Annotated in this window: 18 protein-coding genes; 11 read left to right on the top strand and 7 right to left on the bottom strand. The window is 69.6% G+C overall.

Going from position 1 to position 23,090, the window contains the following annotated elements; all coding sequences use genetic code 11:
- Positions 1-66 precede the first annotated feature (66 nt).
- The 3 genes from MDN94_RS07540 to MDN94_RS07530 all read right to left on the bottom strand — a co-directional run bounded on the left by MDN94_RS07540 (position 67) and on the right by MDN94_RS07530 (position 3,431).
- Positions 67-894 carry a hypothetical protein gene (locus MDN94_RS07540; protein ID WP_482725135.1) on the bottom strand — a complete coding sequence of 276 codons (828 nt, stop codon included), beginning with the start codon at positions 892-894 and terminating at the stop codon, positions 67-69.
- 145 nt (positions 895-1,039) lie between these two features.
- On the bottom strand, positions 1,040-2,137 hold the full coding sequence (locus MDN94_RS07535; protein WP_482727027.1) for a metallophosphoesterase: 1,098 nt from the start codon (positions 2,135-2,137) through the stop codon (positions 1,040-1,042).
- A gap of 181 nt (positions 2,138-2,318) precedes the next feature.
- On the bottom strand, positions 2,319-3,431 hold the full coding sequence (locus tag MDN94_RS07530) for a LacI family DNA-binding transcriptional regulator (protein ID WP_482725134.1): 1,113 nt from the start codon (positions 3,429-3,431) through the stop codon (positions 2,319-2,321).
- Positions 3,432-3,833: 402 nt separating this feature from the next.
- On the opposite strand from MDN94_RS07530, the gene hisC reads away from it, so the two are divergent.
- The 5 genes from hisC to MDN94_RS07505 all read left to right on the top strand — a co-directional run bounded on the left by hisC (position 3,834) and on the right by MDN94_RS07505 (position 12,754).
- The gene (gene hisC / locus MDN94_RS07525; RefSeq protein ID WP_482725133.1) at positions 3,834-4,913 is read left to right on the top strand and encodes a histidinol-phosphate transaminase; all 1,080 of its coding nucleotides are present in this window, start codon (positions 3,834-3,836) and stop codon (positions 4,911-4,913) included.
- Positions 4,914-5,164: 251 nt separating this feature from the next.
- Complete coding sequence (locus tag MDN94_RS07520) at positions 5,165-6,673, top strand: cytochrome ubiquinol oxidase subunit I (RefSeq protein ID WP_482725132.1); 1,509 nt, start codon at positions 5,165-5,167, stop codon at positions 6,671-6,673.
- Between the two features lie 23 nt (positions 6,674-6,696).
- Entirely contained in the window at positions 6,697-7,698 is a 1,002-nt protein-coding gene (gene cydB, locus MDN94_RS07515) for a cytochrome d ubiquinol oxidase subunit II (RefSeq protein WP_482725131.1), read from the top strand.
- A gap of 6 nt (positions 7,699-7,704) precedes the next feature.
- Positions 7,705-11,307 (top strand): thiol reductant ABC exporter subunit CydD, encoded by a 3,603-nt coding sequence (gene cydD, locus MDN94_RS07510; RefSeq protein WP_482725130.1) that lies wholly within the window; start codon positions 7,705-7,707, stop codon positions 11,305-11,307.
- A gap of 400 nt (positions 11,308-11,707) precedes the next feature.
- The gene (locus tag MDN94_RS07505) at positions 11,708-12,754 is read left to right on the top strand and encodes a peptidoglycan DD-metalloendopeptidase family protein (protein WP_482725129.1); all 1,047 of its coding nucleotides are present in this window, start codon (positions 11,708-11,710) and stop codon (positions 12,752-12,754) included.
- A gap of 64 nt (positions 12,755-12,818) precedes the next feature.
- Here MDN94_RS07505 and MDN94_RS07500 read toward each other — a convergent pair whose 3' ends face one another.
- The gene (locus MDN94_RS07500; RefSeq protein ID WP_482725128.1) at positions 12,819-13,685 is read right to left on the bottom strand and encodes a Cof-type HAD-IIB family hydrolase; all 867 of its coding nucleotides are present in this window, start codon (positions 13,683-13,685) and stop codon (positions 12,819-12,821) included.
- A 95-nt stretch (positions 13,686-13,780) separates the two neighbouring features.
- On the opposite strand from MDN94_RS07500, the gene MDN94_RS07495 reads away from it, so the two are divergent.
- The gene (locus MDN94_RS07495) at positions 13,781-14,680 is read left to right on the top strand and encodes an LLM class flavin-dependent oxidoreductase (protein WP_482725127.1); all 900 of its coding nucleotides are present in this window, start codon (positions 13,781-13,783) and stop codon (positions 14,678-14,680) included.
- 21 nt (positions 14,681-14,701) lie between these two features.
- On the opposite strand, the gene MDN94_RS07490 is transcribed toward MDN94_RS07495, so the two are convergent.
- The 3 genes from MDN94_RS07490 to MDN94_RS07480 all read right to left on the bottom strand — a co-directional run bounded on the left by MDN94_RS07490 (position 14,702) and on the right by MDN94_RS07480 (position 18,177).
- Positions 14,702-15,292: an RNA 2'-phosphotransferase gene (locus MDN94_RS07490; RefSeq protein WP_482725126.1), complete on the bottom strand. Its 591-nt coding sequence runs from the start codon at positions 15,290-15,292 to the stop codon at positions 14,702-14,704.
- Between the two features lie 128 nt (positions 15,293-15,420).
- Complete coding sequence (locus tag MDN94_RS07485) at positions 15,421-16,359, bottom strand: MerR family transcriptional regulator (RefSeq protein ID WP_482725125.1); 939 nt, start codon at positions 16,357-16,359, stop codon at positions 15,421-15,423.
- A gap of 33 nt (positions 16,360-16,392) precedes the next feature.
- Entirely contained in the window at positions 16,393-18,177 is a 1,785-nt protein-coding gene (locus MDN94_RS07480; protein ID WP_482725124.1) for an SDR family oxidoreductase, read from the bottom strand.
- Positions 18,178-18,538: 361 nt separating this feature from the next.
- On the opposite strand from MDN94_RS07480, the gene MDN94_RS07475 reads away from it, so the two are divergent.
- The 5 genes from MDN94_RS07475 (at position 18,539) to MDN94_RS07455 (ending at position 23,063) form a co-directional block, all read left to right on the top strand.
- Positions 18,539-19,498, top strand: a complete 960-nt coding sequence (locus MDN94_RS07475) for an ABC transporter ATP-binding protein (RefSeq protein WP_441263700.1) — start codon at positions 18,539-18,541, stop codon at positions 19,496-19,498.
- Positions 19,498-20,406: an ABC transporter permease gene (locus MDN94_RS07470; RefSeq protein WP_482725123.1), complete on the top strand. Its 909-nt coding sequence runs from the start codon at positions 19,498-19,500 to the stop codon at positions 20,404-20,406. The genes MDN94_RS07475 and MDN94_RS07470 overlap by 1 nt, the downstream gene beginning before the upstream one ends.
- A 49-nt stretch (positions 20,407-20,455) precedes the next feature.
- Positions 20,456-21,367 carry an ABC transporter ATP-binding protein gene (locus tag MDN94_RS07465; protein ID WP_482725122.1) on the top strand — a complete coding sequence of 304 codons (912 nt, stop codon included), beginning with the start codon at positions 20,456-20,458 and terminating at the stop codon, positions 21,365-21,367.
- A 17-nt stretch (positions 21,368-21,384) separates the two neighbouring features.
- A complete protein-coding gene (locus MDN94_RS07460) occupies positions 21,385-22,104 on the top strand; it encodes an ABC transporter permease (protein ID WP_482725121.1) in 720 nt (239 codons plus the stop codon).
- Between the two features lie 269 nt (positions 22,105-22,373).
- Positions 22,374-23,063, top strand: coding sequence for a hypothetical protein (locus MDN94_RS07455; protein ID WP_482725120.1), 690 nt, complete (start codon positions 22,374-22,376; stop codon positions 23,061-23,063).
- The last annotated feature ends 27 nt before the right edge of the window (positions 23,064-23,090 follow it).

Below are 23,090 nucleotides of genomic sequence, written 5' to 3'. Positions count from 1 at the left end.
CATGCTCTCCACCCCGCCCTCGCCGTGCCTCAGCGGGTATCTGTCGCTGATCAGTCGGGTCGGTGATCAGTCCGGTCGGTGTTCCGGGCCGCCGAAGTCGGGGCTCGTGAAGTCCGGGCTGGTGAAGGTCGGCCGCTGCCCGGCGGTCGACCCCTCCGCCGGGCTGGAGAACTCCGGTCCGCTGAAACCGATCTTGGGGATCCGGCTGACCGGTCGCGGTGGTGCGGTGGACGCCGGATCGGCGCTCGGGTCGGCAAGGGCTGCCCGCAGGAACGGCAGGATGCCGCGCTCCAGGAGGGCGTGGCGCCAGGCGTCCTTCGCTCTGGACACCTCGTCCGGCAGTTCTCCGGCTGGCACCTCTTCCGCCACCTGGGCGGCACCGTTGCGCAGGGCGGTCAGGAGCAGCCCCACCGCGGCGACCAGGATGGCGGCGGCCGTGAGGGCGCCGAAGAACCACCCGGCCGTCAGCAGGGCGTCGGCGAACGAAGGCGTAGGGCTGAGCATCTTCAGGATGTAGCCGACGAGCAGGAAGATCGCCGCGGCGGTACCGGCGAGGACGGGGGCGAGCACCGCGATGACGGCGGCGAAGCCGGCGCCGCCGCTGTCGGCGCTCTGCCCGACGGCCGGGGACAGCACGGAGCCGCTTGCCGAGGCGGTCGCCGACGTGCGCATCTCCCGGCGCACTTTCACATAGTGCTCGTACTCGGCGGCGGCGGAGGCAGCTATCAGTGCCATCGCGTTGAGCGCCATGGTGCGCAACTGCTCGGCGTTGAGGCGTAGTCCCACGGCGGCGAGGTCAGGGCGTTCATGGGCGTTGCGCAGTGCTTCGTCGAGGACCCGTTGGTACTCGGCGCGGTCCTCGTTCAGCAGGTGCGGAGCGCTTTTCATGTGCATCCCCCGATGCTCCGTAGGGCCGGACGGCCCGTATGGCGGGCGGTCGAGCGGAAACGGAGGAGAGTCTGCTACGGATAGGCCGATGGTAGAGCGGTTACGGCACAGGGTGACAGGGGGTTTCCGTAAATCGCCTGCCGCAGTCGGCTCAGTCCGTCAGGGGGAGCTGCTGGACAAGAAGCTTTCCGGCCATGGTCACGCCGCCGTCCATGGCGATGGCGAGCCCGTCAGCGTAGACGTGCGGACCCTCGACCACCGGGCGGTCGCCGTCCTCGCCGTCCTCGGTGCCCACCTCGCCCAGAAGATAGGGGATGGGGCTGTGACCATGGACGATGCGCCGGCCGCCATAGGCGGAGAGCAGCTCGCGCACCGCCTGCGGCCCGCCCTCGTCGCGGAAGGCGAAGCGCTTGGTGAACTTGCGGAACAGGTCCCAGCATTCGTCCGCGTCGCCCCGGGTGAGGACCGCGTGCACGGTGTCGTTGACGTCCGCGATGGTGGATCCGTAATCGAGGTACGCGGTCGTGTCGGAGTGCAGCAGGAGGTGGCTGTCCTCCTCGACGATCGCGTCGAGCCTGGCCATCCACTGGAGATGGACCTCCTGCAGCCGGTCCATGTCCGCCTTCTGGCCGCCGTTGAGCAGCCACGCGGCTTGGAAGGTGGCGGTGCCGGCGCCGGAGTTGACAGGCGTGTCCCCGAATCGTTTGGCGCCGATCAGCAGCAGTTCGTGGTTGCCCATCAGGGCCTTGCAGTAGCCGCCGGCAGCGGCGGCCTCCGCGGAAAGGCGCATGACCAGGTCGATGACGCCGATCCCGTCGGGACCGCGATCGGTGAAGTCGCCGAGGAACCAGAGCCGGGCGTTGCCCGCGGCCCAGTGACCTTCGGTGTCGATGAGGCCCTTGGCGGCCAGGGCGGCTACGAGCTCGTCGAGGTAGCCGTGGACGTCTCCGACGACGTACAGCGGGCCCCGACCGTCGGGAGTGGGCGCCTCGTCCGGATCGACATGGATCTGCACGGTGTCGCCCGGGCCGCCGCGGCCGATGACGGGAAGGTCGCGCGCGGTGGGGGTGTAGCCCTCCGGCGGCTCGCCCTTGGGGAAGGCGTTGCCAGGATGGCCCGAATGGATCGGGTCCGCTGTGTGTGACTGCACGGGAACCTGCGCGTACGGCGGTACGCGGAAATCGCGCAACGTCGCCGTCCGGACCACGGGTCCTTGACCGGCCCCCTGAGTCATCGACCCCTCCACCACCGTCGCGCCGCCGTTCACCTCTCGGCCCAGCCTGGTCGGGGTGGTCCGCGGTGTCGTTCGCCCATCATAGGAATGAGCCAGGCGGTGTGTGACGCACCAGGGGTGGTGAAATCCTTGCGCACCGCTGTTTCGCAGGTTGTTTCGTCCCAATTGGGAAGGTCCAGTCCTTTGTGGGGACGGTTCAGTTCTTCGAGGGAGACCGTGGTGCGCTCACGGTTGTCCGGGGAGGACGGCGCTGCGACGAGGTCCTGACGATCAGTTCGGTCGGTATCACCTGCTCGACCGGCCGGTCCTCGTCGATTCCCTCGATCGCGTCGATCAGCAACTGGACGACCGCCGTGCCGATTCTGCGGGGCTTGAGCGAGAGCGTGGTGATCGGGGGCTCCGTGGTGGCGTACACGGTGGACTCGCTGCAGCACACGAGGAGCAGATCGTCAGGGACGCGCAGGCCGTACCTGCGGGCAGCGGCCAGCAGATCGGTGCCGTTGGGGTCGAAGAGCCCGTACACGGCGTCGGGCCGGTCCGGCCGGGCGAGCAGCCGGTCGGCGGCGACGGCGCCGGCGCACGGATCGTGGGCGGGGTAGGACTCGTAGACGGGGGCCTGGCCGACGCGTTCGCACCAGTTGAGGTAGGCGGTCGTGGACAGCCGGGTGTACGTGTCGGTCGTGGTGCCGGTGAGCAGGCCGATGCGGCGGGCCCCGGCGGCGGCGAGATGGTCGAGCAGATCGAGTACGGCGGCTTCGTGGTCGTTGTCCACCCAGGCGGTGACCGGGAGGGTGCCTGCGGGGCGGCCGTCGGAGACGACGGGCAGTCCTTGGCGTACCAGCTCGGTGACGACCGGGTCGTGGTCGGAGGGGTCGATGACGACCGTGCCGTCGAGGGCGACGTTCGACCAGACGTCGTGTCGTGAGGTTGCGGGCAGAATGACGAGTGCGTAGCCGCGGGCGAGCGCGGCCGAGGTCGCGGCTCTGGCCATCTCGGCGAAGTACGCGAACTCCGTGAAGGTGAAAGGTTCATCCCCGTACGTCGTCACGGTCAGGCCGATTAAGCCCGACTTTCCGGTACGGAGGGTGCGGGCCGCGGCGGAAGGGCGGTAGCCCAGCCGGTCTGCGACCTCGCGGACGTGTCGGCGGGTGGCGTCCGGGAGCCGGCCCTTGCCGTTGAGGGCGTCGGAGACAGTTGTGATGGAGACCCCGGCCGCGGCGGCCACGTCCCTGATGCCTGCCCGGCCTTGCCTACCGCTCCGGCGGGATGTTTCCGTCCGGCTCACCTGATGCTTCCCTGCTGCTGTCATGGCGTGCCGATAGTAGGGCTCGCGCAGGTGGGACGGCCGGTCGCATATGCCCACGTCGGCAGGCACGTTTCTGCATGATCATTTAGCACCGACTCCCTTGGAAAGCGCGGTAGTTGGAGGTAAGCGCAGTGGAGTGTCGGGTGCCAGGTTGCTGGGGCCTGGCGAAGACTCCATGTCTCGAAGAGGTCTCAACTCATCACTACGGGGGATGCGCGCCACGGCGCGAGCCACCGGCGCGCGCCACGGTCGCGAGCGCTCCCCCTGGATCGGTCCTCGGAAAGCCCGCCCCGAACGGTTCGTGAGGTTCCGTGCCTCCGGCCATTCGCAGCGGAGGGGAATCCTCATAAGGTGAGCAGTATTGGTTGAGTACCGATGTGCACGGACGGTCGAGGAGGACCTGCGGTGAGCGAGACGAGCCCCAAGCTGCGCGCCGAGCTGGACGGCATCCCCACATACAAGCCGGGCAGGCCCGCAGCGGCCGGCGGCCCGGTCGCCTACAAGCTGTCCTCCAACGAGAACCCGTATCCGCCGTTGCCCGGCGTCATGGAGAGCGCGATCGCCGCGGCGCAGAACTTCAACCGCTACCCCGACATGGCCTGCACCGGGCTGATGAACGAGCTGGCGGACCGGTTCGGCGTGCCGGTGACCCACCTGGCGACGGGCACCGGCTCCGTGGGTGTGGCACAGTCGCTGCTGCAGTCCACCTCCGGACCCGGCGACGAAGTGATCTACGCCTGGCGCTCCTTCGAGGCGTACCCGATCATCACGCAGATCAGCGGAGCGACGTCCGTGCAGGTCCCGCTGACCGAGGGGGAGGTCCACGACCTCGACGCCATGGCGGAGGCGATCACCGAACGGACCCGCCTCATCTTCGTCTGCAACCCGAACAACCCGACCGGCACCGTCGTGCGGCGGGCCGAGCTGGAGCGCTTCCTGGACCGGGTGCCCTCGGACGTACTGGTGGTGCTCGACGAGGCGTACCGGGAGTTCATCCGCGACGCCGACGTCCCTGACGGACTCGAGATCTACCGCGACCGGCCGAATGTCGCGGTGCTGCGCACCTTCTCCAAGGCGTACGGGCTGGCGGGGCTGCGGGTCGGCTTCGCGGTCGCCCATGAGCCGGTGGCCGCGGCGCTGCGCAAGACGGCGGTCCCCTTCGGTGTCAGCCAGCTCGCGCAGGACGCGGCGGTGGCCTCGCTCCGCGCCGAGGACGAGCTGCTGGGGCGGGTGGGCAGCCTGGTCACGGAGCGGGCCCGGGTGCACCATGCCCTGGTCGAGCAGGGCTGGACGGTCCCCGAGACGCAGGCGAACTTCGTCTGGATGCGCCTCGGCGACCGCACGCTCGATTTCGCCGCCGCGTGCGAGAAGGCCGGCGTGGTCGTCCGGCCGTTCGCGGGCGAGGGTGTGCGCGTGACGATCGGTGAGTGCGAGGCGAACGATGTGTTTCTGCACACGGCGGATATGTTCCGCAAGGACGCCTGACGCCGGGCCGCCCGGCGCCGCTGGAGGGTGGCAGGCGGTCTGACCAGGCAAAATCTTCGGGCCCCCGCGAGCGTTCTGCTCGCGGGGGCTTTCTGCGCAAGGGGCACCCCCGGTCAAAGTGTCCGAATGGCTGTGCGCAATAATGCTTGTGAATGTGAACGCGTTCACAAGCGCGTCCCGGTTGCTCCCGTAATCAGTCGAAGGGAGGGGACGGCTCCCGCTGTGACCACGGCGACGTAAGGAGAGACGACGTGGACCTCGCTCTGGCGCCAGAGACCCTGGCGCGATGGCAGTTCGGCATCACCACCGTCTACCACTTCCTGTTCGTCCCCCTCACGATCTCGCTCGCGGCACTCACCGCCGGCCTGCAGACCGCATGGGTGCGCACGGGTAAGGAGAAGTACCTCAGGGCCACCAAGTTCTGGGGAAAGCTCTTCCTGATCAACATCGCCATGGGCGTCGTCACGGGCATCGTCCAGGAGTTCCAGTTCGGGATGAACTGGTCCGACTACTCGCGCTTCGTCGGGGACGTCTTCGGTGCCCCACTCGCCTTCGAAGCGCTGATCGCCTTCTTCTTCGAGTCCACGTTCATCGGGTTGTGGATCTTCGGCTGGGACAAGCTGCCGCAGAAGATCCACCTGGCCTGCATCTGGATGGTCTCGATCGGTACGGTCCTCTCCGCGTACTTCATCCTGGCGGCCAACTCCTGGATGCAGCACCCGGTCGGCTACCGGATCAACGAGGAGCGCGGACGGGCCGAACTCACCGACTTCTGGCTGGTCCTGACCCAGAACACCGCGCTCACCCAGTTCTTCCACACCATGACGGCGGCCTTCCTCGTCGGAGGCGCCTTCATGGCGGGCATATCGGCCTTCCATCTGGCGCGCCGGAAGCACATCCCCGTCATGAGGTCGTCCCTGCGGGTGGGCCTGGTCACGGTCGCGGTCGCCGGTCTGATGACCGCTGTCAGCGGTGACCTGCTGGGCAAGGTGATGTACGAGCAACAGCCCATGAAGATGGCGGCCGCCGAAGCCCTCTGGGACGGCGAGGCGCCCGCGCCGTTCTCGATCTTCGCCTACGGCGACGTCGACGAGGGCCACAACAAGGTGGCCGTCGAGATCCCGGGCCTGTTGTCCTTCCTCGCGCACAGCGACTTCGACTCCCACGTCCCGGGCATCAACGACGTCAACGAGCAGCTCCAGGAGACGTACGGGCCCGGCGACTACCGGCCCAACATCCCGGTGGCCTACTGGGGCTTCCGCTGGATGATCGGTTTCGGCATGGCCTCGCTCACCATCGGGATGATCGGGCTCTGGCTGACCCGCAGAAAGTTCCTGCTGCCCGCCGCGTTGCGCACGGGCGAGGACGAGGTCCCGAATCTGGTGCTCTTCAGGAACAAGGCGCTCAGCCCTCGTCTGGGCCGGTGGTACTGGCTCATCGCGCTGTGGACGATGGCCTTCCCCCTGATCGCCAACTCCTGGGGCTGGATCTTCACCGAGATGGGCAGGCAGCCGTGGGTCGTCTACGGCGTGCTGCGTACGCGTGACGCGGTCTCCCCCGGTGTCTCCCAGGGTGAGGTTCTCATCTCGATGACCGTCTTCACCCTGCTCTACGCCGTGCTCGCGGTGATCGAGGTCAGGCTGCTCGTGAAGTACGTCAAGGCCGGGCCGCCCGAACTCACCGAGGCCGACCTGACCCCACCCACCAAGATCGGCGGCGACAACCGTGACGCCGACCGGCCGATGGCCTTCTCGTACTGAGTCCGCTGAGGAGCTGCTGAGGCATGGAACTCCACAACGTCTGGTTCATACTCATCGCCGTCCTGTGGATCGGCTACTTCTTCCTGGAGGGCTTCGACTTCGGGATCGGTGTCCTCACCAAGCTGCTGGCGAGGGACCGCACCGAGCGCCGTGTGCTGATCAACACCATCGGCCCGGTCTGGGACGGCAACGAGGTCTGGCTGCTCACAGCGGGCGGTGCCACGTTCGCCGCGTTCCCCGAGTGGTACGCCACCCTCTTCTCGGGCTTCTATCTGCCACTGCTGCTGATCCTCGTCTGCCTGATCGTGCGGGGCGTCGCGTTCGAGTACCGGCACAAGCGGGCGGAGGAGCGCTGGCAGACCAACTGGGAGCACGCGATCTTCTGGACCTCGTTGCTGCCGGCCTTCCTGTGGGGCGTCGCCTTCGGGAACATCACGCGCGGCGTGAAGATCGACGAGAACAAGGAGTACGTCGGCGGTCTCCTCGACCTCCTCAACCCCTATGCGCTGCTCGGCGGGTTGATGACGCTCACGCTGTTCACCTTCCACGGCGCGGTCTTCGCGGCGTTGAAGACGGTGGGGGACATCAGGACCCGAGCCAGGGCACTGGCCGTGAAGCTGGGGCTGCTCACCATGGTCCCGGCGCTCGGCTTCCTGCTGTGGACCCAGGCGTCGCGCGGGGACGGCAAGAGCCTGGTGGCACTGATCGTGGCGGTGCTGGCCCTGGCCGTAGCGGTTCTCGCGGTGAAGGAGGGCCGGGAGGGCTGGTCGTTCGCCCTCTCGGGCGTGACCATCGCCACCTCGGTGGCGATGCTGTTTCTGGCGCTCTTCCCTGACGTGATGCCTTCCTCCCTCGACGAGGCGTGGAGCCTGACCGTCACCAATGCCTCGTCCAGCCCGTACACCCTCAAGATCATGACTTGGTGCGCGGCCGTCGCTACCCCGCTGGTGATGCTCTACCAGGGTTGGACCTACTGGGTGTTCCGCAAGCGGATCGGCACCCAGCACATCGCCGATGCGCACTAGCGGGGGATGTTTCACGTGAAACCGATCGACCCGCGGCTGCTCCGGTACGCGCACGCGACCCGCCGCTTCCTGGCCGCAGTAGTGGTGCTCGGGATCGCCGGAGCGGTCCTGGTCATCGCCCAGGCGATGCTCGTCGCCGAGGTGGTGGTGGGAGCGTTCCAGCGGGGGCTGTCCCTCTCAGAGCTGGGCACACCGCTGGTGCTGCTGGCGGCGGTGGCGGTCGGACGTGCGGCCGTTTCCTGGCTGACCGAACTGGCCGCACACCGCGCGAGCGCCGCCGTGAAGTCGGAGCTCCGGCGGCGGCTCCTGGAGCGGTCCGCCGAACTGGGGCCCGGCCGGCTGAGCGGGCAGAACACGGGCTCGCTCGTCGCGCTGGCCACGCGAGGCGTCGATGCGCTGGACGACTACTTCTCGCGCTACCTGCCCCAACTGGGGCTCGCGGTCGTGGTGCCGGTCGCGGTCCTCGCCCGGATCGTGACGGAGGACTGGGTCTCGGCCGCGATCATCTTGGTGACGCTGCCGCTCATCCCGGCCTTCATGGTGCTGATCGGCTGGGCGACCCAGTCGAGCATGGACCGCCAGTGGCGGCTGCTGTCCCAGCTCTCCGGCCACTTCCTGGACGTGGTCGCGGGGCTGCCGACACTGAAGGTGTTCGGACGGGCAAAGGCGCAGGCCGAGTCCATCCGTGCCATCACCACCCAGTACCGCCGGGCGACCATGCGGACCCTGCGGATCGCCTTCCTGTCGTCCTTCGCACTGGAGCTGCTGTCGACTCTGTCGGTGGCCCTGGTGGCCGTCGGGATCGGTATGCGGCTGGTCCACGGCGATCTGGATCTGTACACGGGACTGGTGATCCTCATCCTCGCGCCGGAGGCGTATCTGCCGATCCGGCAAGTGGGGGCCCAGTTCCACGCCGCCGCAGAGGGACTCTCCGCGGCGGAGGAGATCTTCGACGTGCTCGAGACCGCACCGCGGCTCTCCGGTGGAGCTCCCGTCCCGCCCGCGCTCCGGCTGGAGGTCGACGGGGTGACGGTCCGCCACCAGGGCCGTGGCGAAGCATCGTTGTGCCGTACGTCGCTCGTGGTCGAGCCGGGTGAGACGGTCGCCCTTGTCGGGGAGAGCGGCGTCGGAAAGTCCACCCTGCTCGACGTGCTGCTGGGCTTCGTGGACCCGGCAGAAGGGCGCGTACGCGTCGGTGGCACGGATCTGGCCGATATGGACATGGAGGGGTGGAGGCGGCAGATCGCGTGGGTTCCCCAGCTGCCGTACCTCTTCGCCGGAACGGTCGCGGAGAACGTGCGGCTCGCGAGGCCGGACTCGGACGACGCGGCCGTCATGGGGGCGTTGCGGGAGGCGGGGGCGTACGAATTCGTCGCGGCCCTTCCCCAAGGGCCGGACACACTGATCGGCGAGGACGGCGCCGGTCTTTCCGCCGGCCAGCGGCAACGGCTGGCGCTGGCAAGGGCGTTCCTCGCGGACAGGCCGCTGCTGCTGCTCGACGAGCCGACGGCCGCGCTGGACGGGGCCACGGAGGAAGGCATCGTGGAGGCGGTGGGACGGCTGGCCGAGGGGCGGACCGTACTGCTAGTCGTACACCGTCCGGCGCTCCTGGCGGTGGCGGACCGGGTCGTCACACTCTCCCGGCCGACAGCCCAGCGGGACGCGGAACCCGACGCACCGGCGGTGCTGGCCGGCAAGGGGGCGACGGGAGCGAGTCCGGCCGATCCGACGGCATCAGAAGGTCCGTCCCCGGCCCGGGCTCCGGGCACGCAGGCACGTCAGCCGCTGGTGCGCGTCCGGGAGGCCGCGCGCCACCTGCGCGGACGGCTCGTACTTGCCCTGCTGCTGGGCTGTCTCGCTCTCGGCTCGGCGGTCGGGCTCATGGCCGTGTCCGGATGGCTCATCTCCCGTGCGTCCGAACAGCCTCCGGTGCTGCACCTGATGGTCGCCGTCACGGCCACCCGGGCCTTCGGCATCGGTCGGGCCGTCTTCCGCTACGCGGAGCGGCTCGTGTCCCACGACGCCGTACTGCGGATGCTGGCAGAGATGCGCGTCGCGGTGTATCGCAGGCTCGAGCGGATCGCGCCCGCCGGACTCGCCCGGACCAGGCGCGGTGACCTGCTGTCCCGGCTCGTGGCCGACGTGGACGCCCTGCAGGACTACTGGCTGCGATGGCTGCTGCCTGCCGGAACGGCCGTAGTGGTCGGCGCGGGAGCGGTAGGTTTCACCGCCTGGCTGCTGCCCGAGGCCGGCCTGGTCCTCGCCGTCGGGCTGCTCGTGGCCGGAGTGGGCGTCCCGCTGATCAGCGGAACGATCGCCCGGCGTGCCGAACGGCAACTCGCCCCGGCGCGCGGCCTCCTGGCGACCAGGGTCGTCGATCTGCTGCGGGGAACGGCCGAACTGACCGTCGCCGGCGCGTTGCCGCGGCGTCTCTCGGCGGCGCGCGACGCCGACCGGGCACTGACCCGCATCGCGGCACGCCAGTCCGCCGCCACCGCGCTCGGAGCTGGACTCTCCGCCCTCGTCTGCTCCCTGACCGTGGTGGGTGCCGCACTCGTCGGCGTGCAGGCGGTGGCGGCGGGGCGTCTCGACGGGACCAGCCTGGCGGTCGTCGTGCTCACGCCGCTCGCCGCCTTCGAAGCGGTCTCCGTCCTGCCTCTCGCGGTGCAGTACCGGCGGCGGGTCGCACGCAGCGCGGAACGGGTGTACGAGGTCATCGACACGCGCGTTCCCGTACGGGAGCCCTCCGAGCCGGCCGCCCCGCCCGCCACGGCCTTCCCGCTGGAGCTCCGCGGGATCGGCGCCCGGTACGCGGGCCGGCGGCGGGACGCGCTGAGCGGGTTCGACCTGACGCTGACCCCCGGGAAGCGGGTCGCCGTCGTCGGTGCCTCCGGTTCGGGGAAGACGACGCTCGCGCAGGTGCTGCTCCGTTTCCTGGACACCGGATCGGGGACCTACACCATCGGCGGTGTGCCCGCCGGTGAGATGGAAGGCGACGCCGTCCGGCGGTTCGTGGGGCTGTGCGCCCAGGACGCCCACCTCTTCGACAGTTCCGTACGCGAGAACCTCAGGCTCGCTCGCCCTGACGCTACGGAGCAGGAGCTGAGGAGAGCGCTCGAGGACGCCCGCCTGCTGGAGTGGGTCGATGCCCTCCCCGACGGACTCGACACCCTCGTGGGGGAGCACGGCGCCCGGCTCTCCGGAGGTCAGCGTCAGAGGCTGGCCCTGGCACGGGCACTTCTCGCCGCCTTCCCCGTACTCGTGCTTGACGAGCCGGCCGAGCACCTCGACCTGGCGACGGCCGACGCGCTCACCGCCGACCTGCTGGCAGCGACGGAAGGGCACGCGACGTGTCCGGGAGGCATCCAAGGAGCGACAGCCGCCCCGGCCGAGGACGGGACGAGGCCCGCGGCCGTGCTCGTCACGCATCGGCTGCGCGGCCTGGAGGCAGTCGACGAGATCGTGGTGCTGGAGTCCGGACGTGTGGTGCAGCGAGGGACGTACGAGGACCTTGCCGCGATCGAAGGACCGCTGCGGACGATGCTCGAACGCGAACAGGCCACGGACCGGATCGGCGTCCGCCTTTCCCTGTCGAACAGTGCTGATTAGTCGCGGGGCGTGACCGCCTTTGAACGCAGGGCCCATCCGGCGCCGCGGCCCGGGGAGGCCCTTGTCCGTCCGGTGCTGTCCGCGGAGGTCACCGCCCGGGTGCCGCAGCTCCTGGAAGCCATGCGGTCGGTCGGGCACCGGACTGGAACTGCACGGGCGCTCGACCGGCCCATGTGGGCCGACCTGACGAGGGCGGCCTGGTCATGAGCCGGGCCTGAACCGACGTGGGACGCCGGTCCGGGGCTTCGCCGTCCGGGTCGGACCGTCCCCGACCGGCCTTACCCCACGGGAGCGGCCGCGCCCCGGTTTTCGCCCGTGTTGCGGCTATGACTGGGCCAGCCGGCCGTACGACACCGCTCCCGTCCCCGGTATCCCGCCCTTTCCGGGTGACGATCCGTCAATGAGCTCGAGACACCGCGACCGGTTTCTGATCCTCCCGGTGATGCTGTGCACGCTCCTCGGCACGCCGTCATCCGCAGCCGCGGCGTCCGACGGCCCAGCGCCACCTGTAGGCGCCGAAGTGGCACGGCTGTTCACGGAGGCGGCCAAGGCGACGGAGCAGTACGAGAAGGGCAGGCGCGCCGCAGAGCGGCAGCGCGCCACGGCGAACCGGCTCGAGGAAAGGGTCGCCCGACAACGGGAACGGCTCGGCGTCATCCACGACGCCATCGGCGGCGTCGCCCGGGAGCAGTACCGCACCGGCGGTTCCCTCGCCCACGCCGGTCGCCTCCTGCTCGCCGACGACCCGGATGCGCTGCTGCGCGGCTATGGGATCGCCGCCCGGGCCGAGAAGGCCGTCAGCCGGCTCTTGGACCGTGAGCGGACGGCGGAGCGCGATCTCGTCGCCGCGGAGACGAGCGCCCGTGCCGCGTGGCAGAACCTCGACGCGCGCACCGCGCGGCTGGCAGCCGTCAAGCGCGGCATCGAGACGAAGCTGGAGTCCGCGCAGTGGCAGCTCCAGGCAGAGGCGGACCGCAGCGTGGCGGCGGGCAGGTGTGCCGGGGCCGTGCGCATCGAGCAGCCGGGCAGGGCAGCGCGGGGCTCCGACTGGGTGGCACCCGTGGAGAACTACGCGCTGTCCGCCGGCTTCGGCGGCGCCGGTGAGCGATGGGCAAGCCGGCACACGGGCCAGGACTTCGCCGTCGACATCGGCGCTCCGGTGCGGTCGGTCGGGTCCGGACGGGTGGTCTCGGTGTCGTGCGGCGGGGCCTTCGGAATCGAGGTGCTGGTGCAGCATCCCGACGGCTACTACTCGCAGTACGCGCACCTGGCGGGGGTCACCGTCGACCAGGGCGAGCGGGTGGACACCGGCCAGTGGATCGGTCAGGCGGGTACGACGGGAAATTCGACGGGGCCGCACCTGCACTTCGAGGCGCGGCTCACGCCGTATCTGGGGTCCGGCGTGGACCCGGTCGTCTGGCTCCGCGAGCGCGGTGTGATCCTCTGACGGGGAGCCGCGCGCGACTCCTCGTCCGCTCCCCACACTGCCGGGCGGCGCGGCAGGGTCCGTGTCAGAGCGGCTGCTCCGAGCGCCGGGCAAGGATCTTCTCGATGACCACTGCGACACCGTCGTCGTTGTTGGCGACCGTGCGCCCGGAGGCAGCCGCGATCACGTCGGGATGCGCGTTGCCCATGGCGTAGGAGGTCCCGGCCCAGGTCAGCATCTCCACGTCGTTCGGCATGTCACCGAACGCCACCACCTCGTCGGAGGAGATGCCCCGCTGTGCGCAGCACAGCGCCAGGGTGCTGGCCTTGCTCACGCCCGGTCCGCTGACCTCCAGGAGCGCGGTGGGGCTGGAGCGGGTGAACGACGCGACGCCGCCCGCTGCCGTACGTGCCAGGGTGAGGAAGCCGTCCGGGAGGAGCTCCGAATGGTGGGCGAGCAGCTTGAGCACGGGGGCGCCCTCGCCCGGCTCCTCCTCGTGGAGCAGCTTCTCCGCGGGGGCGATGGTCGCACCGGGGTCGAGATGGAAGGGCGGATAGTCGGGCTCGTAGTGGATGCCCGTGGTCAGCTCGACCGCGAAGGAGGTGCCGGGGGCGGTCGTGCGCAGCGTCCGCACGACTTCCATGGCCGCGGCCCGGGGCAGGTCGCGGACCTCCAGCATCTTGCCGCCGGCATGCAGGTCGACCACCGCGGCGCCGTTCGCGCAGATGGCGAGACCGTGGCCGTGGACGTGGGCGCTGACGACGTCCATCCAGCGGGCGGGCCTGCCGGTGACGAAGAAGACCTCGATCCCTGCCTCCTCGGCGGCCGCGAGTGCGGCGATCGTACGGTCGGAGACCGACTTGTCGTCACGCAGCAGCGTGCCGTCGAGGTCGGTGGCGATCAGCCGGGGCGTGGTGGCGGGCAGGCGGCGGAGATCGGTAGCTGAGGTCACCGATCCATTCTCCCGTACGGGGTGCACGGGCGTGCGAGAGGGCGCACATTTGAGTGGACATCGGCAAACCGGTCCGGCCGCGTAGGCTCGGGGCCATGCGTCTGAGCACTGTGATACTCCCCGTCCGCCCCTGGCGGAGCGGTGGCCGTGACGAGTGGCTGCGCGCCGAGCAGCTCGGCTTCCACACCGCGTACACCTACGACCACCTTTCGTGGCGGACCTTCCGTGACGGTCCCTGGTACGGAGCCGTCCCGACGCTGACCGCCGCTGCCGCGGCGACCGAGCGGCTGCGCCTCGGAACGCTGGTCACCTCGCCGAACTTCCGGCATCCGGTGACCCTGGCGAAGGACCTGATCTCGCTGGACGACGTCTCGGGCGGGCGGATCACCCTGGGGATCGGTGCGGGCGGAACGGGCTTCGACGCCACTGCCCTGGGGCAGGAGGCGTGGACGCCGCGGGAGCGGGCGGACCGCTTCGCCGAGTTCGTGCCGCTCCTCGACCGGCTGCTGACCGAGGGCTCCGTGACGCACGGGGGCGCCTTCTACTCGGCGGTGGAGGCCAGGAACATCCCCGGGTGCGTGCAGCGGCCCCGGCTGCCCTTCGCGGTCGCCGCGACCGGTCCGCGCGGGCTGAAGCTCGCAGCGCGGTACGGGCAGGCATGGGTGACCACGGGAGACCCGAAGCTGTTCGAGACGGGCACCCCCGAGCAGTCCCTGGAAGCCATCGGCGGCCAGATCGACAAGCTCGCCAAGGCATGTGCCGACACCGGCCGGAACGTGTCGGAGCTGGACAAGATCCTGCTCACCGGCTTCACCCCCGACCGCGGGCGTCCGCTGGAGTCGCTGGACGCGTTCGTGGACTTCGCGGGCAAGCACCTCGAGCTCGGGTTCACCGAGATCGTCGTCCACGCCCCGATCCCCGACTCGGACTTCGCCGCCGACCAGGCGGTCTTCGAGCGGATCGCGACGGAGGCGCCGGCCCAGCTGGGCGGCTGACGCAGGCTTGGGCCGCTGCCCTCAGGGGCGCCGGGCGTCGGGGAAGCGGATGTACCGGGGCGGTACGGAAGCGGTGAGCCAGACGCCGTTGGCGCTCACCCGGAAGACATGGCCGGCCCGGTGCAGCTCTCCCGCGTGGACGGAGAGGACGACGGGGCGGCCGCGCCGGGCGCCCACCCGGGTCGCCGTTTCCCGGTCGGGCGAGAGGTGCACGTCGTGGCGGGCCATGGGCAGCAGGCCGTCCGCGCGGATCGCGTCCAGGTTGCGGGAGACGGTCCCGTGGTACAGGTACTCCGGCGGCTCCGCGGCGGGCAGGTCGAGATCGACGGCGACGGTGTGGCCCTGATTGGCGCGGATCATCGGGCCGTCGATGGTGAAGCGGCGTTTGTCGTTGACGGCGACGACATGTTCGAGCTCGGCACGGGTGAAACGGAAGCCGTGCTCCGACGCGGCCCGCATCAGCTCGTCGATCTCAACCCAGCCGTTGGCGTCGAGGGTGATGCCGATCCGGTCCGGTTGGTGACGCAGATGCTTCGAGAGGTACTTCGACACCTTGACGGTGCGTCTCTCGTCGGGCGGCGCCGACCCGCTTGTCTCAGATGTGGGGTTCATGTCGCCAGCGTGCCCGTTGAGGTGTCGCCGACGCCACTGAGAAAATTTTGACGCTGAGGTTTGATCCACAGCCAACTCCACTTATCCACAAGCTAATTGACAATTCTGTGGACAACTGGCGTGACGCTTCAGCTGATTTGATCAACTTGTCCCTTTCTTGAGTGGTTTGACACCAATGTATCCAATGTTCTGTTGTGCAGCTCCCGTTCGGTGGCCGCGTGCACGAAGGCCGGAGCGTCGGCCGCGCCAACCAGCCGCCGAACGGCATGCATCGTGCCGGCCGGGAGGGGGACTGCCGTGTGCTCCTCCACTTTCGGCGCCGCGTCGGCCATGAGGTGCTGCCGGAGGTGGCGAGTCGCGAACATCCGCATGGCACGGGCCAGTTCGGCGTCGATCGTCTGCTGGGCGAGGGGGCGCAGCCGCCGCACCAGTGCCGCTGCCTCCGTCGCATCGGCGTCGGTCGGCGGCCCGTGCTCCAGGAACCGCGCGAAGACATGCTCCGTCGTGAACTCCAGGAACCTGGAGGCGATGTGCTCGACCTGCTGACGAACCTCCTTGAGCTGCTCGGATATTGCAATCAGCGGAACACCCGCCGCATGCAACTCGACAGCGACAGCGAGTTCTTGGGGACTGGGCACGAGGAATTCATCCTCGTTGCCGGGAACCGGTTCCAGTACGCCGAGCGCCACCGCTTCCGCCACAGCGTTCTCGTCGGGAGCCCCGCCGAACCGTCGCTCCAGCTCCGCGCGGGAGATCCGCGCGACTTCCTCGTCGGTCCATGGACCCTGAACCTCGGCCACGAGACCGAGCACTCCGCCGAGACCGCGACCGGTGTCCCAGGCGTCGAGAAGCTCCTTGATGGAGGCCAGTGTGTAGCCCCGGTCGAGGAGGTCCGAGATCTGGCGCAGGCGGCCGAGGTGCGCGGGGCCGTACACATTGGAACGGCCGCGGCGCTCCGGCCTGGGCAGCAGCCCGCGGTCCTGGTAGGCGCGGATGGTCCGGACCGTGGCCCCGCTCTGGTGCGCCAGGTCCTCGATCCGGTATTCGGCTGCGGACTGTTCCGGCAAACCCACTCCCTCAACTACGGCCGACGGCAAGTGTCAAAGCCGCGGCCTGATCCTGGCGAACGCGCGCAGCAGCCCTGGCGAGACGCGTGACAGCAGACGAGCGCCACGGGCCTCCGGGGTGACCGGCACGACGGCCTGATTCCGCACCACCGCACGCAGGATGGCCTCCGCGACCTTCTCCGGAGGGTAGTTGCGCAGCTTGTACAACCGAGCGGTCTTCTGCTGCCGCCGCTTCTCCTCCCTCTCGTCCACCCCCGCGAAGCGGGCGGTGGCGGTGATGTTGGTGTTGACGATCCCGGGACAGACCGCGGTGACTCCGATGTCCCGGTCGGCCAGTTCGGCGCGCAGGCACTCACTGAGCATCAGCACCGCGGCCTTCGAGGCGCTGTACGCGGGCAGGGCCCTGGACGGCAGATAGGCGGCGGCGGAGGCGATGTTGACTATGTGGCCGCCCTGGCCGCGCTCGGCCATCTGACCGCCGAAGATCCGGCAACCGTGGATCACTCCCCACAAGTTGACGTCCAGGATCTTCTTCCAGTCGTCGGAGCTCGTCTCCAGGAAGGGGCCGGAGAGCCCGATACCGGCGTTGTTGACCAGCACATCGACGACGCCGTACTCGGCGGCCACCTTCTCGGCCAACTCCTCCATGGCCTGTTCGTCACTGACGTCCACCACCTCGGCCCAGGCGTCCGGGGCGCCTCTGAGCAGGCATGTCTCCGCCGTTCCTGCTGCTCCTGCGGCGTCCCGGTCCGCGGCCACGACGCGTGCCCCGGCCGCCGCGAAGGCGAGGGCCGTGGCCCGGCCGATGCCGCTGGCGGCCCCGGTCACGAGGACCAGCCGACCGGCGAAGTGTTCCGCGTACGGGCCCGTTACCGGCGCCTTCCTCTGCAGGCTGCCGGGCCCACCGGCACCGTCCTCGTGCGCTTCGACGAAGTCGGCGATCCATGAGGCGAGTTGATCAGGTCGCGTCCGGGGCACCCAGTGCTTGGCCACCAGCGAGCGGCGGGTCAACTGCGGTACCCATTCGTCGAGATCGTCGTACAGCCGCTCGGAGAGGAACGCGTCGCCGGTCGGATTGATGAGCTGGACCGGGGCGTGGGCGTGGGCGTCGGCGCGTGGACGGCGCAGCCGCGCGCGGACGTTGTCGCGGTAGAGCCATGCGCCGCGTGCGGCGTCCTGCGGCAGTGACGCCGTCGGGTAGTCGCCCGCGGGGACCTTCTCGACCCGCTGAAGAATCCCCGGCCAGTACTTGCCCAGCGGGCCGCGCCAGGCGAGCTCGGGCAGTACCGGTGTGTGCAGCAGGTAGACGTACCAGGACTTGGCGCCCTGGCCGAGCAGCTGTCCGACCCTCCTGGGGGTCGGACGGACCGTCCGCCGTTTGATCCAGTGGCCGAAGTGGTCCAGGGAGGGGCCCGACATGGAGGTGAAGGAAGCGACGCGGCCCTCGGTGCGCCCGACCGTGACGAACTCCCACGCCTGGACGGATCCCCAGTCGTGTCCCACCAGGTGCACGGGCCGGTCCGGGCTCACGGCGTCGGCGACCGCCAGGAAGTCGTCCGTCAGCTTCTCCAGGGTGAATCCGCCGCGCAACGGGACCGGGGCCGTGGAGCGGCCGTGTCCACGGACGTCGTACAGCACCACATGGAAGCGCTCCGCGAGGCGGGTCGCGACCTCCGACCAGACCTCCTTGCTGTCGGGATAGCCGTGGACGAGCACCACGGTCGGCCGTGACGTGTCGCCGAGCTCGACGACGCACAGCTCGATCCCTCCCGTGCTGATCCGGCGCTCACGCGCCGTGGGCAGTCCTCGCACGCTCAACGTTCCTCTCGTCGGCACATTCTCCGCACCCGGGCATCGTCCGGCCGGAAAGGCGAGCGCCAGGGTTGTCGGAGCCATGACCGCCTCGCGGTCGCCGAACCCACGGATCCCGCCTGCCACCGTCCGTCCTCCCGGTGGCACGCGCCGTTACCTGCCACTGATGAATGTGACAATGCCTCACGGCTGCGTCAAGGGGCGTGCGGCTCCTGTGGAAAACCCCGAGCAGCGGCTCCCGGCCCCGAGGAGCGCGTCCACCAAGGTCGGACAGCCCTTACGGGCCTGTACCTCTTGAGTCGGAGGCGGATAGAGCCGCGAGGCTGACGTCAGACGTGCCGTACGCCACTACCTTCGAAACGTGACTGTGATCGCGACCGAAAGCCTGAGCAAGCGGTTCCCCAGGGTGACCGCGCTTGACCGGCTCTCCTTGGACATCGGCCCCGGTGTGACCGGCCTGGTGGGCGCCAACGGAGCCGGCAAGTCCACGTTGATCAAGATCCTGCTGGGTCTGTCCCCCGCCACGGAGGGCCGTGCCGCCGTGCTCGGCCTGGACGTCGCCACCGACGGCGCCCGTATCCGCGAGCAGGTGGGCTACATGCCCGAGCACGACTGCCTGCCGCCGGACGTCTCCGCCACGGAGTTCGTCGTCCACATGGCGCGCATGTCCGGCCTCCCCCCGACCGCCGCACGAGAACGCACCGCGGACACGCTGCGCCACGTCGGCCTGTACGAGGAGCGGTACCGCCCCATCGGCGGTTACTCGACCGGCATGAAGCAGCGGGTGAAGCTCGCGCAGGCCCTCGTCCACGACCCGAAGCTGGTCCTGCTCGACGAGCCGACCAACGGTCTCGACCCGGTCGGCCGCGACGAGATGCTCGGCCTGATCCGGCGCGTCCACACCGACTTCGGCATCTCGGTCCTGGTCACCTCCCATCTCCTCGGAGAGCTCGAGCGCACCTGCGACCATGTCGTCGTCGTCGACGGCGGCACCCTGCTGCGCTCCAGTTCCACCAAGGAGTTCACGCAGACGACGACCACCCTCGCGGTCGAGGTCACCGACTCCGACGCACACCCCGACGGCACGGCCGCGCTCCGTGCGGCCCTCACCACAGCCGGGCTCAAGCTGCACGACCGCACGGAGGACGGGCTGCCCGGCGCCGGCCACATCCTCCTGCTCGAGGCGGCCGGCGAGGAGACGTACGACACCGTGCGCGACGCCGTCGCCGAGCTCGGTCTCGGCCTCGTGCGCATGGAACAGCGACGCCACCACATCGCGGAGGTCTTCCGCCCTGAGGCCGCCAAGGCCATGGAGGTGCAGGCCTGATGAGCACCCAGACCCACGGCGGCCAGGTCCCCGGCACGACGCGGATCCACAACATCGGATACCGCAACTACGACGGCCCCCGCCTCGGCCGCGCCTACGCGCGCCGCTCCCTCTACTCGCAGTCGCTGCGCGGCGCCTTCGGTCTCGGCCGCTCGGCCAAGTCCAAGGTGCTGCCGATGATCCTGCTCGGCATCATGTGCATGGTCGCGGCGATCATCGTGGCCGTGGCCGTCGCCACCCCCAACATGTCCGACCTGCCGCTGAAGTACACGCGGTACGCGATCATCATGCAGGCGCTGATCGCGCTGTTCCTCGCCTCGCAGGCACCGCAGTCCGTCTCCCGCGACCTGCGTTTCAAGTCCGTGCCGCTGTACTTCTCACGGCCGATCGAGCGCGTCGACTACGTCCTCGCCAAGTACGCGGCCATGGCCTCCGCCGTCTTCGTGCTCACCGCCGCACCGCTGGTGATCCTCTATGCGGGCGCGCTGCTGGCGGAGTTCGACTTCGCCGACCAGACGAAGGGCTTCGCCCAGGGACTGGTCTCCGTGGCTGTGCTCTCCGTCCTCTTCGGCGGGATCGGGCTCGTGCTCGCCGCGTTCACCCCCCGCCGCGGCTTCGGCGTCGCCGCCGTGATCGCGACGCTCACGATCACCTACGGGGCGGTCTCCACCGTTCAGGCCATCGCCTGGGAGACGGGCTCCGCCGGTGTGATCCAGTGGCTGGGCCTGTTCTCACCGGTCACGCTCATCGACGGGCTGCAGACCGCCTTCCTCGGCGCGACCTCCGCATTCCCCGGCGGCGAGGGTCCCGGCGCCGGCGTCGGAGTCGTCTACCTGCTCGTCGTCCTCGCGCTCGTCGCCGGTTCGTACGGCGTCCTCATGCGCCGCTACCGAAAGGTCGGGCTGTGAGCTCGAAACCGTCGCCCGCCACCACCCTTCCTAGGAATGCGCTGCGCCCATGAGCACTCTTCGCATCGACAACACCTCGCGGTGGTTCGGCAACGTCGTCGCCGTCAACGACGTGACGATGACCATCGGCCCCGGCGTCACCGGCCTCCTCGGCCCCAACGGCGCGGGAAAGTCCACCCTCATCAACATGATGGGCGGCTTCCTCGCCCCCTCGAACGGCACCGTCACCCTCGACGGGACGCAGATCTGGCGGAACGAGTCCGTGTACCGGCAGATCGGGGTCGTCCCGGAGCGGGAGGCGATGTACGACTTCCTCACCGGCCGTGAGTTCGTGGTCGCCAACGCCGAACTGCACGGCCTGGGCGCGAAGGAGGCCCAAAGGGCGCTGGCCACGGTCGAGATGGAGTACGCGCAGGACCGCAAGGTCTCCACGTACAGCAAGGGCATGCGCCAGCGGGTGAAGATGGCTTCCGCCCTGGTGCACGATCCGGCGGTACTGCTGCTCGACGAACCGTTCAACGGCATGGACCCGCGCCAGCGGATGCAGCTGATGGATCTGTTGCGGCGGATGGGCGCCGAGGGCCGCACCGTTCTGTTCTCCTCGCACATCCTGGAGGAGGTGGAGCAACTCGCCTCGCACATCGAGGTGATCGTCGCCGGACGCCACGCGGCCAGCGGTGACTTCCGCCGTATCCGCCGGCTGATGACGGACCGGCCGCACCGCTACCTCGTGCGCTCCAGCGACGACCGGGCGCTCGCGGCCGCCCTGATCGCCGACCCGTCGACCGCCGGGATCGAGGTCGACCTGGCAGAGGGCGCGCTGCGCATCCAGGCGGTCGACTTCGGCCGGTTCACGGAGCTCCTTCCGAAGGTCGCCCGCGAGCACTCCATCCGGCTCCTGACGGTCTCGCCCTCGGACGAGTCCCTCGAGTCGGTCTTCTCCTACCTCGTAGCGGCCTGAAAGGAGCTGTGACGGACATGTACAACCCCACAGTCGCCCGGCTCACCTATCGGGCCGTCCTCGGCAGGCGCCGAGCCGCGATCCTGTTCGTGCTCCCCGGACTGCTGCTGCTGATCGCGGCCGCCGTACGGGGCTTCAACGGGGCGGACGACCAGGTCGCCGCAGATGTCCTCGGCGGGTTCGCCATCGCCACGATGGTGCCGCTGATCGGTGTCATCGCCGGTACGGGGTCGATCGGCCCCGAGATCGACGACGGCTCGATCGTCTACCTGCTCGCCAAGCCTGTGAAGCGGCCGACGATCATCTTCACCAAGCTCATTGTCGCGATCGCCGTGACGATGGCCTTCTCTGCGGTGCCCACGTTCATCGCGGGCTTCATCCTGAACGGCAACGGCCAGCAGGTGGCCATCGCCTACACCCTGGCGGCCCTGGTGGCATCGATCGCGTACAGCGCGCTCTTCCTGCTGCTGGGAACGGTGAGCCGGCACGCGGTGGTCATCGGCCTCGTCTACGCCCTGGTGTGGGAGACCCTCTTCGGCAGCCTGGTGCCCGGCGCCCGGACGCTGAGCGTCCAGCAGTGGTCGCTGGCGCTCGCCGAGAAGATCGGCGGCGAAGGACTGATCGGCTCCGACGTGGGCCTGCCCGCGGCGGTGGCGCTGCTGGCGGGCGTCACGGTGGCCGCGACTTGGTACGCGGGCCAGAAGCTTCGAGTGCTCAAGCTCGCCGGCGAGGAGTGAGCCGCGATCGTTCCCGGCCCCGGCCCCTGCCTTCCCGGCGGGGGCCGAGGCATATCGCGTAACTGTACGGTTATCGGCTCGTTGTCCACCGTGCGTGGAGGCAACTGGAGTTCGTGACGTCGAGAGTTCGTGAAGTCGGGGATTGCCGGTGCCGAGGCGACGTTCTCGCCCGGGCCGGTCATTGAGTGGGATGCACCGTGAGCCGACCTCCGCTCCTGGGCCCGGGGAGAGGGCCGTCCCTGACGGTTTCACGAACGGAAGGCATACCCATGCCGACGGAAGTTGCCCTGCTCGAGTCGCGCGCGATGCGCGTCGAGCACGCGGGGCGGGTCGAGGCGCTGGACAAGGTGAAGGCTCTCGGCCTACTGCCCGACAGCATTCATGTATCCACAGAGGGCGTCGCGCGCTACTTCGAAGTATCCACAGAGGTCATCAAGAAGGTGACGCAGCGGCACCGGGAGGAGCTCACCGAGAACGGGATGCGCGTGCTGAAGGGTTCTGACCTGGGCGAATATCAGAGGGACAGCTTGTCCCTCTCATACGAGGGCGAGGTGAGTTATCCACAGCGCCGCTCCAGCCTCACCCTCTTCACCCGCCGGGCGGTGCTCAACGTCGCGATGCTGCTGCGCGACAGTGACATCGCGCGCCGCGTCCGCACCCACCTCCTCGACGCCGAGGAGTCCCTGCGTGAGGGCTACGCGTCGCTCGACCGGCGGGTCACCGCCGTCGAGCACTGCCTGGCCGGAGTCGGCACGGCCCTGCAGGAACTGGGTCCGGTGCTCCACCGGATGTCGGAGCGGCTCGACCGGCTCGACCACCGGCTCGACGCCACCAACCGGGTCGTCGCCGCGATGAGCAACCGGCTGTGCGAGCTGTCCGACGACATGGCCCGGATGGACGCCAGGATGTACGACTTCCCTTGCCGGCTGCGGGATCTTCGTCGTCGTAGGAACCGCTGATTAATCGGTGGCGCCGGACCGGCCGGC

This window comes from Streptomyces sp. WAC00040 (assembly GCF_056835925.1).
Note: the sequence above shows the minus strand (reverse complement) of the source record. Positions and strands in the feature narration are given on the sequence as shown.